General features: G+C 52.8%; 10 protein-coding genes. 5 read left to right on the forward strand and 5 right to left on the reverse strand.

Annotation, left to right across the window (positions count from 1 at the left end; all coding sequences use genetic code 11):
* Positions 1-146: 146 nt before the first annotated feature.
* The 3 genes from MT343_RS10255 to MT343_RS10265 all read right to left on the reverse strand — a co-directional run bounded on the left by MT343_RS10255 (position 147) and on the right by MT343_RS10265 (position 6490).
* Complete coding sequence (locus MT343_RS10255; RefSeq protein ID WP_145468473.1) at positions 147-1055, reverse strand: hypothetical protein; 909 nt, start codon at positions 1053-1055, stop codon at positions 147-149.
* Positions 1056-1195: 140 nt separating this feature from the next.
* Complete coding sequence (locus MT343_RS10260) at positions 1196-4153, reverse strand: hypothetical protein (protein WP_145468471.1); 2958 nt, start codon at positions 4151-4153, stop codon at positions 1196-1198.
* A 159-nt stretch (positions 4154-4312) separates the two neighbouring features.
* On the reverse strand, positions 4313-6490 hold the full coding sequence (locus MT343_RS10265; RefSeq protein WP_145468469.1) for a malate synthase G: 2178 nt from the start codon (positions 6488-6490) through the stop codon (positions 4313-4315).
* 297 nt (positions 6491-6787) lie between these two features.
* On the opposite strand from MT343_RS10265, the gene MT343_RS10270 reads away from it, so the two are divergent.
* Positions 6788-7732, forward strand: coding sequence for a nucleoside recognition family protein (locus MT343_RS10270; RefSeq protein WP_145468467.1), 945 nt, complete (start codon positions 6788-6790; stop codon positions 7730-7732).
* 78 nt (positions 7733-7810) lie between these two features.
* Here the strand turns inward: MT343_RS10270 and MT343_RS10275 are convergent, their stop codons facing one another.
* Positions 7811-10741 carry a hypothetical protein gene (locus tag MT343_RS10275; protein ID WP_145468465.1) on the reverse strand — a complete coding sequence of 977 codons (2931 nt, stop codon included), beginning with the start codon at positions 10739-10741 and terminating at the stop codon, positions 7811-7813.
* Between the two features lie 317 nt (positions 10742-11058).
* On the opposite strand from MT343_RS10275, the gene MT343_RS10280 reads away from it, so the two are divergent.
* Positions 11059-11895 carry a 6-carboxytetrahydropterin synthase gene (locus tag MT343_RS10280; RefSeq protein WP_145468462.1) on the forward strand — a complete coding sequence of 279 codons (837 nt, stop codon included), beginning with the start codon at positions 11059-11061 and terminating at the stop codon, positions 11893-11895.
* A 100-nt stretch (positions 11896-11995) separates the two neighbouring features.
* On the opposite strand, the gene MT343_RS10285 is transcribed toward MT343_RS10280, so the two are convergent.
* Complete coding sequence (locus tag MT343_RS10285) at positions 11996-12556, reverse strand: DedA family protein (RefSeq protein ID WP_145468460.1); 561 nt, start codon at positions 12554-12556, stop codon at positions 11996-11998.
* A gap of 263 nt (positions 12557-12819) precedes the next feature.
* Between MT343_RS10285 and purB the strand changes: the two genes are divergently transcribed.
* The 3 genes from purB (at position 12820) to MT343_RS10300 (ending at position 16336) form a co-directional block, all read left to right on the forward strand.
* Positions 12820-14187, forward strand: coding sequence for an adenylosuccinate lyase (gene purB / locus MT343_RS10290; RefSeq protein ID WP_145469057.1), 1368 nt, complete (start codon positions 12820-12822; stop codon positions 14185-14187).
* A 78-nt stretch (positions 14188-14265) separates the two neighbouring features.
* Positions 14266-15435, forward strand: a complete 1170-nt coding sequence (locus MT343_RS10295) for a cupin domain-containing protein (protein ID WP_145468458.1) — start codon at positions 14266-14268, stop codon at positions 15433-15435.
* The gene (locus tag MT343_RS10300) at positions 15425-16336 is read left to right on the forward strand and encodes a GNAT family N-acetyltransferase (RefSeq protein ID WP_145468456.1); all 912 of its coding nucleotides are present in this window, start codon (positions 15425-15427) and stop codon (positions 16334-16336) included. The genes MT343_RS10295 and MT343_RS10300 overlap by 11 nt, the downstream gene beginning before the upstream one ends.
* Positions 16337-16352 lie beyond the last annotated feature (16 nt).

The following is a 16352-nucleotide window of genomic DNA, read 5'->3' on the forward strand; positions in this document are numbered from 1 at the left end:
AGGGCGGTGCTTACCGGCAACGTCACGCCGGCTAAAATCCAGCGCGCATCATAGCGGATTTTGCCGCATCCCGCAGTTGAAAGAAGACCGCAGAAATACGGACAGATAAGACAGGCAGCAGTCACAGAAAAACAGAGTCCGCCCCGCTACCAACCCAGCGTTAACCCCAAACGCAGCTGAATATCCCGCGCATAAGCGGGCCGCACATCATCGCTGACTATTTCCAGCTGGTGCCAGCCTGAACGCCAGTGCACTCCAACCTGATTCGTAGAATGAAGTGACATCCCCATATCACCTAAAGGTGTCGTCCAGTCTTTGGCAAGACTGAAACGCTGATAACGGTCATGCTGAAAGTAGCGTAACCCCAACAGCCAACTCGTGTCATAAACACCTGTATTCAATGACCAGGGAATATCGGTTACATAAGAAGATTGCCCCGAGCGGCCGGAAGCGGCCCCCGAGCTGTTGCAAACCGCCTGCCCCCCACCACTCAGATTGATGCATCCGGTAGTGAAAGCGGCATCATCGAACTGCCAGCGATTCCATAAATCACTGAAGGCAACATCCAGCTGCCAGCGTTCCTTTAGCAGGCTACTGAATGAAATATCCATACTGATGCCGGAACCATCACTGACATCCGCCGGATATTCCAGAATTTTGTCCTGATCAAAGTGATAATCGAGCACAGCTGATGCAGTCAACGGATCACCCGCAACAGAAGCCCCCCTGAGAGAACCAAACTGAAAATGACCTACATGGTAATACGCCAGCGCCGGTGTAATGCTCAGCGCCGGCAACTCAAAACGGTGAGAAAGACGTAAGCCACGCGCCTGCAGACCTTTCACTTCAAGGTCCAACTGACGATCTTTTGCTCCGGGCAGCCCCAGCTCCAACTCGCGGTAAAACTCTGAAGTATCACGATTAAAGGTCAGGTAATAATACCAGCGCGTTTCACGCTCTAACTGCCAGCTTTGATAACGCATGCCAAAACGAAACCGGGCATCGGCATAGGCATAAGTGCCTGGCTGAAAATCGCCATCCCAGCCAGTCGTCATATCGGTCAGAGAAACCGGCTGTGAACTGCCATGAATTTCCAGAAGCGAATACAGCTGCCGATCGGCCGCCTGAGATGAAAAGGAAAAACTGAATGCGGCGGTATATACCGCCGCAGAAAGGAAAGAGTGAACTTTGTTCTTCAACCGCCAAGCACCAGGAACTGACCATCACTGAAACGGACGACATAAATGCCATCACGCTCTTCACGGATAACACCTACGATGGAGTTGCGGTAGGTCAGATAACCAATGGCATTACACTGACCTGTAGCCGTCTGATCTTTTCGGTTAATAACACCGCAGGGCTGAGCATCATCGCCCAACTCATAATCCACCAGGGTCGCTATCGTCATACCAATGCTTTCGCCATCCGGATTATCCGTGAAAAGCTTCACCCCACCCCGATAAACAAGCAAGGAGCCCAATTCATATGAAAACGAATGAAATTTTTCAAGATTATCTTCATCACGCACGTTACCAGCAGTAATCAGATACGATAAATAAAGGCTTTGCGCGCGAGTACCTGTTGGCAACACATCAACCAGCCAGTCATAATCGTAACCTACCGCCATCGCAAATTCCCACAGATCCTTACTTGCCCGCGAGAGGTTCAGGTTCACAATAGCGCTGGGTAAACGCTCATCCCCCTCAACGAGCTTCAGTTCGGAACGAAGATTAAGCCCATCAATTCCCTGGGTGAACACAGCCTCCAAACGACCATCAAGAATTACTTTGGTGCCAGTGGTATCTAACTCATAGTGCCCGTCATCATCAGCATCAGGAAATAAAATCCGGTATGCTCCACGACCTGGTACAGAAAACAAACCTAAAAAATCACCATCAACTATCTTATGTATATCCAGTTCTTCGTCCGTTGTTTTAAGTTCCGTACAAAGATCAGTTTCCCGCTCATTCTGGTCATTAACAATAACTGAACACTTACGAATACCCGCCTCCCCGTCAGTGTCAGAAAATATTTCCAGACGGTTAATGCCAAAGCCGAAAATATTAACATCTATATAGTCAGCCAGCCGTTTAACGTCTCCGCTGTATCGCACACTTTCATTCAAACCAATGCGATACTCAAACATGCCAATTTCTTCACGGCCAATATCATAGCCATCACGGATACGGAAAAAATCATCAAACTCAGGCCAAAGCGAATCAGAGTAATAATTAGCAGGACTACTGGTAGTACCAGACAGAATCAGGTTCGCCAAATCTTTCAATTCAACCGTTTCACCTTCTTCGGTAATACTACCTTCTGCAACACCAAGAGCAGACAGCGCCAACGAAATCTGGGTCAGGTTATAGTGGTATGGTGAAACAGCATCAAGCGGATCCTTAACACCAATCAGCTTTGCCGCAAAGTAGAAATAAAAATCCTGTTTCAGAGAACCAACAACTGCCGGAATCTTTACTTCCGGCCAATTCACATCGAAGCCAAGTGGCTCTTTTTCCTCTGGAAGCGGAGGTAGCACACTGGCGTCCTCATAGACAACCCGAATCCGGGCCTTTTCTTTTGTTGCATTTCCTTCACTGTCGGTACCATCGATATCATTAAATGAAATAGTCAATGTTTCCGCTACATCAAATGGAACTTTCAAATCACCGATCAATGTAAAGTCAAACGCATTGAATTCCGTTGTCTGACCGTCGGTCACTGCGTAGGGCACCATTGCCAACGTCAATCCTGAACCCGTAAGAGTCTTGGTTTCTGCATTGTATCGATCGTTTCCGGCACAACCGGTATGAAGACAGCCAATTAATTCGAATGTCAGATCGCGGACCGCCTGCGTTGCCAGTTGCAAAGAAGGAGCAATGCCTTCATAAACATTCCTCAATATATTGTAATGATCAATGGCCTTAGCAGCATAAACAGGATCGATAAAACTGTTAACGCAATCACTACTGTTATTGGTAGGTGAGCAGGTATTCGGATCCTGACCTTTATAATTAATTAACCGCTCATTCAGGTCGGCAATGAATTCTTTTGCATTATTTATCCGATCCAGCCAGCCAGTCACCTGACTGACCGGAATACTGACATTTGTATACTGACTTTCCTGCAAAGCAGCCATGCGCACCTGAAGGTCAGAAATAGCCTGATTCAACTCCGCCGGAACACTGTAGTTCTGCTCAGAAAAATAAGTTCTGCTGTCAGCCAGAGTCTGCAGCGCTTCATTATACAAAGCATACAATGACGTAGTATTCCCACCTTTTTGATACAACTGACCTTGCTGAACTAAAAATCCATCAATAAAGTTCCCGACCCAGACAACAGAGCTTTGGCCTGCATCTTTTGCCAAACTTTGCCCTGCAGCCAATAAAGCCCCATATAAGATGCCTTCGTTACGCAGGGCGGAAGTCAGTCCCGGGTCTTTATAAATTTCCGATGGCGCCAGCGGACGCACAGAAATAATATCGCTGATACCGAACAGAGCACTGACCCATAAATTGGCACACTCAACCGTAAATGGCGTATAAACACCTGATTCGGAATCCGGGGTTTCCGCCCCACCTGTACTACCCGATATACAGCTTTGACTACCATCGCTTGCCACTGCATCCTGCTGGCCATCCGCATCAATATATGATGTATGGGCGAGAGAACTTGCAACATGAGTAATCCAGTTAATGTTGATACGCATATTATCCTGCGCATTACCAACAGAGGCACGCCATTCAAAGTCAGTCGGAACAGCTTTTGTTTCACGGTACGCCCAACCATCACCGCAGCCTTCAGGGAGCTCGCATCGATCCAGCGTTACACTCCCATCTTTGCCTGTAGCGAACATGGTCAGAACTCGGCCAACATCGTCATTTTTAATTTTGACCTGATAATAAGCATTATTTGTTGATGTTGCTTTCGCACCGATGTATTCCAGCTCACCATCGTCATTTTTATCTGACGTCGCCTGTCCCTGCACATTAGTAGACACTGCCTGTACCTGCGCCTGCTGCACATTGGAACTACCGACATAGCCATTCACATACTTATTGGGGGCTGAAGAACTCACGGTACTGGAACCATTACCGCTGCATGCCGCCAGCAGGCAGACACTCAGCAACAGAGATATGCGGGAAAGAGAGAACATAGTTATTTTTCTTTTGAATGCGAAAGTAAACAGATTGTAACCGCCTCATTGATCAGCAACCAGTCAGCAATACCCTTTTACCCCGCTTTTACATAAAAAAAGCCCGGAATAATCCGGGCTTTTCGTACTCACACAGCCTGAACGATCAGGCAAATGAGATTACTGAGCTGCTTTGAACTTCAGACGGTAAGCGTGCAGCAGTGGCTCAGTGTAACCACTTGGCTGCTCTTTACCTTTGAAGATCAGGTCAGACGCGGCCTGGAAGGCAATGCCATCAAAACCTGGTGCCATGTTGATGTACAGCGGGTCACCGGCGTTCTGGCCATCAACAATCGCAGCCATACGCTTCAGGCTGTCTTCAACCTGTTCGCGGGTACAAATGCCGTGCTCCAGCCAGTTGGCAACGTGCTGGGAAGAGATACGCAGAGTCGCGCGGTCTTCCATCAGGCCAACGTTGTTGATATCAGGTACTTTGGAACAACCAACGCCCTGATCGATCCAGCGCACAACGTAACCCAGGATACCCTGGCAGTTGTTATCCAGTTCTTTCTGAATCTGTTCCTGAGTCAGCGCAGCAGCTTCTTCGGCAGTCATCAGAGGGATAGTCAGGATGCCATCAACAGATGCATGCTCACGGCCTTTCAGTTCATTCTGAACAGCAAATACGTCTACTTTGTGGTAGTGCATAGCGTGCAGAGTCGCTGCAGTCGGAGACGGAACCCATGCAGTGTTGGCACCGGCTTTAGGGTGACCGATCTTCTGATCCATCATCATGCCCATCTCATCCGGGATAGGCCACATGCCTTTACCGATCTGAGCACGGCCCTGCAGACCAGTTTCCAGACCAGTGTCCACGTTCCAGTTTTCGTAGGTATTGATCCACAGCTGCTGCTTCATTACAGACTTAGGTACGAAAGCACCGGCCAGCATAGAGGTATGGATTTCGTCACCGGTACGGTCGAGGAAGCCAGTGTTGATGAATACAACACGGTCTTTCGCAGCACGGATACATTCTTTCAGGTTTACTGTAGTGCGACGCTCTTCGTCCATGATGCCCATTTTCATGGTGAAACGTGGCAGACCCAGTGCATCTTCAACGCGACCGAACAGTTCGTTAGCAAAAGCTACTTCTTCAGGACCGTGCATTTTTGGCTTAACGATATTCACGGAGTCAGCAGTAGAGTTGCGGAATGGCGCGTTGCCTTTCAGGTCGTGAATCGCGATCAGCGTAGTGATCATGCCATCCATAATACCTTCAGGGATTTCACTGCCATCAGCCAGCAGAATCGCCGGGTTAGTCATCAGGTGACCAACGTTACGGATGAACAGCATAGAACGACCTTTCAGCTTCACGGTTTCACCGTTCAGGCCAGTGTATTCGCGGTCAGCGTTCATGGTACGGGTAAAGGTCTTGCCACCTTTGGTCACTTCTTCTGCCAGGTCACCTTTCATCAGGCCCAGCCAGTTGCCGTAGGTTACGACTTTATCGGCCGCATCAACCGCAGCAACAGAGTCTTCACAGTCCATGATGGTGGTCAGTGCAGATTCCATCAGGATGTCTTTAACGCCAGCAGCGTCAGTAGAACCAACCGGAGTGGTTGCATCGATCTGAATTTCAAAGTGCAGGCCGTTATTCTTCAGCAGAATCGCAACCGGTGCAGCAGCATCACCGTTGTAACCAGCCAGCTGAGCAGCGTTTTTCAGCGTGGTGGTTGAACCGTCTTTCAGGGTAACAACCAGCTTGCCTTCTTCGATCGCGTACTTGGTGCTGTCAACGTGGTCGCCGCTCAGCAGAGGTGCCGCTTCGTTCAGGAAAGCACGGGCATAAGCAATAACCTTGTCGCCACGTACTTTGTTGTAGCCAGTGCCTTTTTCCGCACCGTTTTCTTCAGAAATAACGTTGGTGCCGTACAGCGCATCGTACAGAGAACCCCAACGGGCGTTGGCAGCGTTCAGAGCAAAACGCGCATTCATTACCGGTACAACCAGCTGAGGACCGGCCATCTGGCCAATTTCTGGCTCTACATTAGCAGTGCTTGCTTCGAAATCCGCGCCTTCAGGCAGCAGATAACCGATTTCCTGCAGGAATGCTTTGTACTCTGCAGCATTGTGAGGCTGACCTTTGCGTTCAGTATGGTAAGCATCGATTTTCGCCTGCAGATCATCACGCTTGGCCAGCAGCGCTTTGTTCTTCGGAGCCAGTTCGTTCGCCAGAACGTCGAACTCTGCCCAGAATTTCTCTGCATCGATACCAGTACCCGGAATCGCTTTTTCATTTACGAAGTCGTACAGCGCCTGAGCAACCTGCAAGCCACCCTTCTGAACGTATCCAGTCATTGTTAAGCCTCAAAAAAAATTCAATCACAACCGGCTGCTGCCGGTCATTCTGACCACTACTGAACGACTGCGGACAATCGCCAGCCACAAATTAAGACGCGGCAGTATACAGGAACGAACTGGCGACTGCTAACCCGCCTCTGTGATGACCACGCCAAAACCGCAGCAGGGATAAGTAAAATCACCATATGGATAACGGTATAAATACATCTGAACACCGGTCATCTCCGACCAAGTAACCAAAGCCGGACACCAGCAACTCTGTTATCGTCTGCGTTTTCAGCAAGAACCACGTTTATGGATCAGATAGCCACCACCATTCTCAGCTCCGGCCGCTCAGCAGTGGAGCTGGCCCTGTTTATTCTGCTGCCCATTATGATTGTGATGCTCAGCATTATGCGCTGGCTTGAAGCACGCGGCCTGCTGCAGCGGATTGTCCGCGTGGTCAGTCCGTTGTTACGCCCGTTCGGCCTGACGGGTCTTGGGGTGTTCGCCCTGATTCAGGTGTCCATGGTCAGCTTCGCCGCGCCAATCGCAACACTGGCCATCATGGCGCGCAACGGCTCTTCTCCACGCCACATCGCCGCGACTCTGGCCATGGTGCTGGCCCTCGCCCAGGCGAATGTCGTCTTTCCGATGGCCGCCGCCGGGCTGGATATCCCAACCACCCTGCTGCTGGCCATTCCTGCCGGTCTGATTGCTGCCGCCGCAACCTACTATGGTTTCGGCCGTAAGCTGAGTGTGGAAGAAAGCGCTCCGCCCTCTGCCGAACTGATGCCAGAGGCCGATCCCGAGCACGGCAAACTGTTGCAGGTTATCCGCCGCGCCGGCAGCGATGCCTGGGATATCGCCATGGGAGCACTACCCTTGCTGGTCGTTGCCCTGGTGGCAGTGAATCTGATCCGCCTGACCGGCGCCATCAGCGAACTCGAAAGCCTGCTGTCTCCTCTGCTCACGGCTATCGGTTTTCCACAGCAAACTCTGCTGCTGGCCATCACCAAATACATCGCCGGCGGCACCGCCATGATGGGTATCGCGATGGAACAGGTGCAGCTCGGATTACTCAGCGCGCAGGACATCAACCTGCTCGCCGGCCTGCTGCTATGTCCGCTCGATGTTGCCGGCGTTGCCATTCTGATTGCCGCAGGCAAGCCCGTCGCCGCGGTTGCCCGCCCGGCCATTTATGGCGCACTGATTGGTATCGCTTTACGCACCGCCGGGCATTTCTGGCTGTTTGCCTGAAGATCCGCAACCCTGCAAGCAGGCACAAAAAAAGCGACCCGGAGGTCGCTTTTTTTGTGCTTATTGAGCGCTGTGAAATTACAGCGTCTCCCAGCTGCCATCAATATAGCGGATCAGCCAGATACCATTCTCCTGACGGATACGGCCGTACACCACATCGCGGAAGTTAAGCGTGAATACCGCATCAGCAAGCACGGTGTTATCCGCCACTTCAGCTACGTTATTCAGCACGCACAAATCGTACTTACCATCACTGCCGGTGATGTACTTATATGGCAGCGGCGACAGATTGTAGTTCTGCTGCAGGTAGGCGGTCAGTTCACTGTCGATGGTGGTTTCTGTTCCATCATTTAATGTCAGGGCAACACCATCTCTGTACACCGCCAGACTGCCGGTGGTTTTAAACGATGAATCGGTATCAAAGCTCAGCACAACCCGATCCAGTGACGACCCCGTTCCCAGGTAAACGTCGCTGCTGGTGAGACCGGAGTAACTATGCGACAACGCCGCGGTCAGCTTATAGCGATCCATGGTTGGCGCATTCAGCAGTACATCCAGCAAGGTACGCGGCTGATCGTTCAGACGCACTTCACTGGTAACACGTACCGCATTCAGCCCTAACACCATAGGATCGTACAAAGTGCCGTCCATTGATGTTTCCGCCGTTGCCAGAGGTGCCAGCGTCAGACAGCCATTAGCGTCCGCTGTATTGGTTGGCCAGGTAACGAAGTAGAGGCCACGCCCCGGAATTTCAATCCGTGAAAACACGCCGGCTTCCCACAGATCGTTAATGGCCAGCTGCAGATCACGCTCTGCATACAGACGCTGCTTTGGCTTACAGGAACTGACCACCCAGCCACCACCGGAATTGCTCAGATCACAGATCTCCAGATCGTGGGTACTGACCAGCTCGGTTTTATCGTCATCTTTATCCACGTCATTAACATCTTCACGCTTCACCGTCGGGTAAAAACGGAAACGCTGCGACTCACCCAGCGGCACATAAAAATCCAGATACTGCACATTCTGACCGGCCACCGTCTGCTCACCGGTTACGTAGCTCACAAGACCATTTACCACATCGCCTGCCGCAAATGCAGGATTGGGTGTAAAGAAGCCGTTGAACGAAGCAAAACGCTGCGCCGGATAATGCTCAGAAGCGTTAGTACTGGTCGCCGCCACATACAGGGTTGAATAATCCACATCCTGCTCATTGTCGTCGCCAACTTTGTCAGATATACGACCATTCAGTACCACGGTATCAATATTAAAACGGCGCTCGCTGTTACTGTCCTGCGGGTCTTTCACTCCACGGAAGAAAATGCGATAGCTACCGGTTACTTCGGCTTCTTCAGCTCCACCGACACGACTGGTGTCGTACAGTGAAAAATCTGACCAGCGCATTTCATAACCCAGAATTTCATTCCCCGCCGGATCAGCCAGAGTACTCACTGGCGTGGTGAAATAAACGCGCACACCGGAGGCCGAAAGAATGTCGTTGGCAGCGTTATCGTCTTCATAAACGTTATCGACCACAAAGCGCAGCGTGCCCTGCTCATAGGTACCGCGAATCAGCACATCAATAGCATTCGATGACGTTGGCTTGTCATCGGCATCGGTGGTGTTCACATCCGCTACCGCCTGACTGACGATGATCGTACCGTTATTCAGTGTCATCGTCGGGTTGCTGTAAGAACAGGAAGTCACCCAGGCATAGGCCGAAGTATCCGCACAGGTATTAGCACCCGCCAGATAGGTCTGCTGATACAGCTCGGCCGTCTCACGATAAGCCGTCACGATTGTATTCAGGTTAGCGGCATGCTCATCACCGATTTTTTTCAGCAGATCAACATACTGATCCACCTTGGCTTTGTAGCTGTCTTCAAAAAAGGTATCGCTGTAATTGCGCATAACCCCGACAAAAGCCTTGGTGCGTTTAATGCCCAGCACAAAATCGTCATAGTCACTCTGACCAAACAGCGACAACAGCGTATCGGGAACTTTGGCAGTCAGGGTATCGGCGGTGAAGCCATCAATATCAGCCTGCAGTGCGGAAATAACCCCGGCAATGTAGCCCTGCAGAGTCGCATCCGTTACGTTCAGTGCCTGTAAATTGCTGATCGCATCGCTATACAGTGCCGCCAGCGTCAGCGTCTGCGTACCACCCAGCTGCATCATCTGGCCTTTATTGGCGCTGAAATCGGCAGCGACGGCATGGGTAAAATCAACACCATCGACCGCAATGTGGTTCTCAGCCAGATGCGCCCAGGCCGCCAACAAGGCACCGTAACGAATACTGTCTGCAGCTTTGGCGGCATCGGCGCCACGCCATTCATTAATTTGGGTAAGATCGGCAGGCTCTGTGGTCTGCACATTACTGATACCAAATACCCTGGAAACCTGAGAGATAGCCTGCTCGGTGGAATACGCGGAGTAATAGCCGGTTTCGACCCAGCCAACAGCCACATCCGCAACAGTGCCGGAACCGCTGACCAGACTCTCGTTATAGACATAATCGAATGCCAGTTGAGCGGCCAGATCCGTCAGGGGGGTCACACGGATGCGTTCATTTTTGCTCAGATCGTAAGCAACCGAACGCCAGCCCAGATTGGCCGTCTGTTCCATATCCGCAGCAAACGCACCAGCTGAACAACCAGCAACCCACTGACAACGCACAGTAGTTGCCGCCGTCGCCGTATCACTGTCAGCATCACGACCAACCAGCTCAAACAATTGCAGCTCACCGGTCGAAATCACAGCCTTAACCACACCGTGCTTATCGGTAACATACTCAGAACGGACCAGACGTCCTTCAGCATCCTCATTAGGCAAACCGGCTTCGGTAATCGCCACCGACCGTGCGATGGCATGATTGATATCTTCCTGCCCGGCCTGAACATAAACCGACACAGTTGAGGAAGAAGAAGAGCCGCTGTCACTGCAGCCGGACATCAGACCCGCCAGCGCAGGAAACATCAGAGAAGCGGTCAGAAGTTTATGCATAGCCATACAAAGGAATCACTCAGTTAATACAGGACACGCAGCGACTCACGCATCCTTCAGATATAAAAATGCCGCCTATCATAACAGGCTTTGTCAGCGGCGATAGCTCAGGAACGGCTTAATGCCACTCTTTATAAACACAGTGTGGTGCATAGACCCGGACAGCTGAGACAGGTTCAATCCCCTCCCGGCGTGGCGCATACCGGGTACACTGGCCGCACAGTGCTATGCCCTGATGGCCGCTTTCCGCTAGAATGCGCGGCTATTTCAGGCTTTGTCTCTCAGTCGGGCTTTGCCTCTCAGCGGAACACCAGAGGAACACCATGCAGTTATTCGTAGAGCAACTCACCAATGTCGATTTCAGCTATCTGGATGCCAAGCGCGGCCTGGTAGGTGAAACCTGGTGGGCATCCGCCGTGCTCGACGGCGCCCTCGACGAACAAGGCATGGTCTGCGACTTCGGCATCGTCAAAAAGACACTGCGTAACTGGCTGGACGACGAGCTCGATCACCGCCTGCTGGTGCCGGTTCAGTCGCCGGCCCTGACCCTGAAACACAGCGGTGACATCATCGAACTCAGCTGGCAGTACGACAACGGCGACCTGCTGGAAATGCGCGCACCACGCCAGGCCGTTGCCCTGGTCGATGCCGAACACATCGACGCCAACAGCGTTGCTCACTGGTGCCGTGAACAGCTGCGCAGCCATTTCCCGGTGAACGTCGAGCAGCTGACCCTGAGCTTCGTTGCAGAAGACATCGATGACGCGTTTTATCACTACAGTCACGGCCTGAAAAAACACAACGGCAACTGCCAGCGCATCGCCCACGGTCATCGCTCACGCATTCAGATCTGGCTTGACGATGAGCGCAGCAGTACGCTGGAACAACAATGGGCAGAGCGCTGGGCCGATATTTATCTGGGCAGCACAGAAGATCTGATCAGTAGCGACAACAACCAGCTTCTGTTCCGCTACAGCGCACAGCAAGGCGAATTCGAATTATCTCTGCCAGCCAGCCGCAACTATATGATGAACACTGATACCACCGTGGAATTTATCGCCCGCCATCTGGCCGACACCATCAAACAGCAACACCCTGACAGCCAGGTCAGAGTGCGTGCTTTTGAAGGTGTTAACAAAGGCGCCATTGCGGAGGCCTGAGTTTCCGCCAGCAACAGCCAACACAAAAAAAAAAGCGGCCGCTGCGCAATAACGCCAGAGCCGCTTTTTTTATGATACAAATTCTCCTGTCACATCCCGCTCAGGCGGCTTCCATCCGAGCCCGCAAACGCCGTTGACCGAGAATAAACACCAGCAGAGCCACCGGCAGCACAAACCACAGCCACTCGTGCAGGGTTTCGGCATATTGCTTACCCAACACGAAAGCCACGCCAAAAATCATCGCAGCCCAGATCACGATAGAAATCACATTGGCCAGGGTAAAGGTCCAGCCCGGCACCCGTGCCAATCCGCAGGCGATATAGCCGAAAGTACGCAGTCCCGGCATGCAGCGAATCAGCGCCAGCTGATGCCAGGGTGCCTGCTGCAAAGGCTTCACCTGACGCTGAATCAGATCATGGCGGAATTTGTTCGCCAGCCAGGGCCAGACATGCGCCAACCGGCCAAACAGATACAATGCCGTATCACCAATAAACATACCGGTACAGGTTGCCGCAAAGGCCACTTCCGGCGCCAGTTTACCGCTCGCGGCCAGCATCCCGGCGCCAATAATCGCCAGGTCTTCCAGCATAAAGGTCGACACAATCACCACCAGAACCAGCCACAAGGGGCTGTCGGAATAACTCAGCAATGAGTCCAGCATGAATACTTCTCAGCTAACGGCCTGTAAATTTGCGCAGCATTCTACCTGAAACTGCGTGACGGGTGAGTGACAATAACGCCCAATCCGGCGGCAAAATGCCCTTACCGGCACACCTTCACCGCCAGCAACGGGCACTCGCGACATGAAAGCGCAGTTAAATCACCGCCAGTGCTGAGATATACAAAAAAATCCGGTAGAATTGCGCGCCTTAAAATTCTTACATTCATTGTCCGTTGAGAGTCGCTATGTCCTCCCAGAACCCAATGGAGCTGTCTGCCCTGACCGCTATTTCTCCGATTGATGGTCGTTACGGCAACAAAACCGTGCAACTGCGTCCGATTTTCTCCGAATTCGGTTTGATCCGTGCCCGCGTCGAAGTAGAAATCCGCTGGTTACAGCGCCTTGCGGCCCATGAAGCCATCACCGAAGTTCCGGCCTTCTCGGCAGCTACCCAGCAACAGCTGGACGCCATCGTTGCCAACTTCAGTGAAGAAGATGCCCTGCGCATCAAAGCCATCGAAGCCACCACCAACCACGACGTGAAAGCGGTGGAATACTTCATCAAAGAAAAGTTTGCCGACAACAGCGAACTGATGGCGGTTAATGAATTCGTGCATTTCGCCTGTACTTCTGAAGACATCAACAACCTGTCCCATGCGCTGATGCTGAAAGCCGGTCGTGACGACGTTATGCTGCCGGTTATGCAGGAAGTCGCCGATGCGATCCGCGCTCTGGCCCACGAAAACGCTGCCCTGCCGATGCTGTCACGCACCCACGGCCAGACCGCCTCGCCAACCACGCTGGGTAAAGAGATGGCCAACGTTGTGGCCCGTCTTGAGCGTCAGATCAAGCAGATCAAAGCGGTTGAATTGCTGGGCAAAATCAACGGTGCCGTGGGTAACTACAACGCTCACCTGTCGGCCTACGCCGATATCGACTGGGCGGCCAACGCAGAGACCTTCGTGACTTCTCTGGGCCTGACCTTCAACCCGTACACCACCCAGATCGAGCCACACGATTACATCGCCGAACTGTTCGATGCCATCGCCCGCTTCAACACCATCCTGATCGACTTTGACCGCGACATCTGGGCTTACATCTCGAATGGTTACTTCAAACAGCGCACCATTGCTGGCGAAGTAGGCTCTTCGACCATGCCGCACAAGGTGAACCCGATCGACTTCGAAAACTCCGAAGGCAACCTCGGTATCGCCAACGCAGTGATGACTCATATGGCGCAGAAACTGCCGATCTCACGCTGGCAGCGCGACCTGACCGACTCCACCGTACTGCGTAACATGGGCGTTGGTCTGGGCTACAGCCTGCTGGCGTATCAGGCCAGCCTGAAAGGTATCAGCAAGCTGCAGGTCAATGCAGAGCGTATCGCTCAGGATCTCGACAACGCCTGGGAAGTTCTGGCTGAGCCGGTACAGACTGTGATGCGCCGCTACGGCATTGAACAGCCATACGAAAAACTGAAAGCCTTTACCCGTGGCAAAGCCATTACCCGTGACGCAATGGCTGAATTCATTGCCTCACTGGAACTGCCACAAGCTGCCAAAGACGAGCTGAATGCCATGACTCCGGCTACCTACATCGGTAATGCCGCAGATCAGGCGAAGAACGTTTAAGCCGCGTTAAAATCGGAAGCCTCCGCCAGCACCTTTCTGGCGGAGGCTTTTTTGTATCCGTATTCTGAGTAACACACTATGCATATTCTGGGTCATCTGACGGTTGAAGAATTCCTGCGCGATTACTGGCAGCAGAAACCGGTATTAATCCGCAACGCCTGGCCGGACTTCGAGCCCCTGCTCAGCTCCTCCGAGCTGGCCGGCCTGAGCCTGGAAGAAGAAATTGAATCACGCCTGGTCGAAGAAGAAGGCAAAGACGGCCCCTGGACCATCCGCACCGGCCCCTTCACAGAAGACGATTACCGCGCCCTGCCGGAAAGCAAATGGACCTTACTGATTCAGGCCGTCGATCACTGGATTCCGGAAGCCGCCGATATTCTTGAACACTTCCGCTTCCTGCCCAGCTGGCGCATCGATGATCTGATGATCAGCTATGCCGTCGACGGCGGTTCCGTTGGCCCGCATTACGACCAGTACGACGTATTCCTGCTGCAGGCCGAAGGCCAGCGCGAATGGCGCATCGGCCAGATGTGCAGCGACGACTCACCGATTCTTAAAGGGCCGAAAATCCGCGTCCTGCAACAGTTCGACGAAACCGAGCGCTGGACCCTGAACCCCGGCGACATGCTCTACCTGCCACCACAGCTGGCGCACTACGGTATCGCTCAGGGCGAGTGCATGACCTACTCCATCGGCTTCCGCGCCCCAAGCCAGGCGGAACTGGCACAGGCCGCAATGGACGATATTCTCGCCAGCGCCAGTGAAGATCAGCGCTACACCGATGCCGGCATCCGCCCAACCCAGACCCCGGGCCTGATTGATCAGGACGCGATCGGGCGCCTGCGTGCCCTGCTGACCGCTGCCCTCAACGATGACGAGCGTCTGCAGCAGGTACTGGGAAAACTGATGACCGAAGCCAAATACCCGGAACAACTGCCTGAACCACGGGATGAAGCCAGCTGGGATGAATTACACGACGAGCTGAATCATTACCAGCAATGGCGCCGCTCTGAATTTGCCCGCTTTGCTTACAGCCAACAGGATAATCAATGCTGCTTCTTCGCCCTTGGTCACAGCTGGAGCCTGCCAGCGGGTGACCTGGCGTTAGTTGCCTATCTGGCCGACAACAGCCAATATGAAACAGAGGTTCTGCAGACGCTGGCTGCCAGCACAACGGCCCAAAGCCTGCTGACCAGCCTCTGGCAACGTCATATGCTGTACAGTCCGGAGACCGAGTTTGGAGATTGAAACCGCTAACTGGAAAGAGCACCGGGATATTTTACGCGCCATCCGTGAGCGCGTATTCATTCAGGAGCAAAACGTCCCGGAAGCTATGGAATGGGATGCTGACGACGCCAACGCGGTGCACTTTATTGCCCGCGATGGCAAGCGTCCGGTCGGCTGCGCCCGGCTGCTGAGCAATGGTTATTTCGGACGTATGGCCGTACTGCCTGAATACCGTAACCAGAACTGGGGGACCCGACTGCTGCGCGCCGTAGAACATCATTACGAGAAAGAAATGCGCGGCCGCATTCTGCGCGCAACCGTTCAGACTCAGGCTTATGGCTTTTACCATCACAATGGTTTTTCACCGGAAACGGAGTTCTGCTGGGATGCCGGCATTCCCCATGTGCGCATGAGCAAAGTACTGGGACGCTCCAGCCAGGGCAGCGAACAGTTTATCCCTGGAAAAGACAACGAAGTGTATGTACTGGAACAACCTGCAGCGGCTGAAGGGATGCTGCAGATTGCCAGTCACTTTGGCCCGGCCGCCATCCATCTGAGCATTGCCGACCTCAGCCACCCATTGTGGTCGGATAAAACCACACTCTCCTGCTTTAACCGTTATTTGCGTGGAGCACGTCAGCGCAGCATCCGTATATTAATTGCCCACGAATATCCGGGCATTGCTGATCATCCGCTCTTACAGCTACAGCAACGAATGAGCAGCCGCATACAACTGCAGGTTCATTCGGCGGTGAATAACAACCAGGTTTTAATGACGCCTGCGGTTTTTATCAGCATTGAGCGCAATAAAGTAACCGCCTGCATGAACGACCGGGCAACGGTAGCCCGCCAGCTGGAAAAGTTTCAGGAATGGTGGCGCAACGGCCAGCCATGCAGGGAAGGACGCAGACTGGGGCTTTAAAACGCCCCGTCTGTTA

It is taken from the genome of Venatorbacter sp. C2-1 (genome assembly GCF_022832715.1).
GTDB classification, from domain to species: domain Bacteria; phylum Pseudomonadota; class Gammaproteobacteria; order Pseudomonadales; family Oceanobacteraceae; genus Venatoribacter; species Venatoribacter alkanivorans.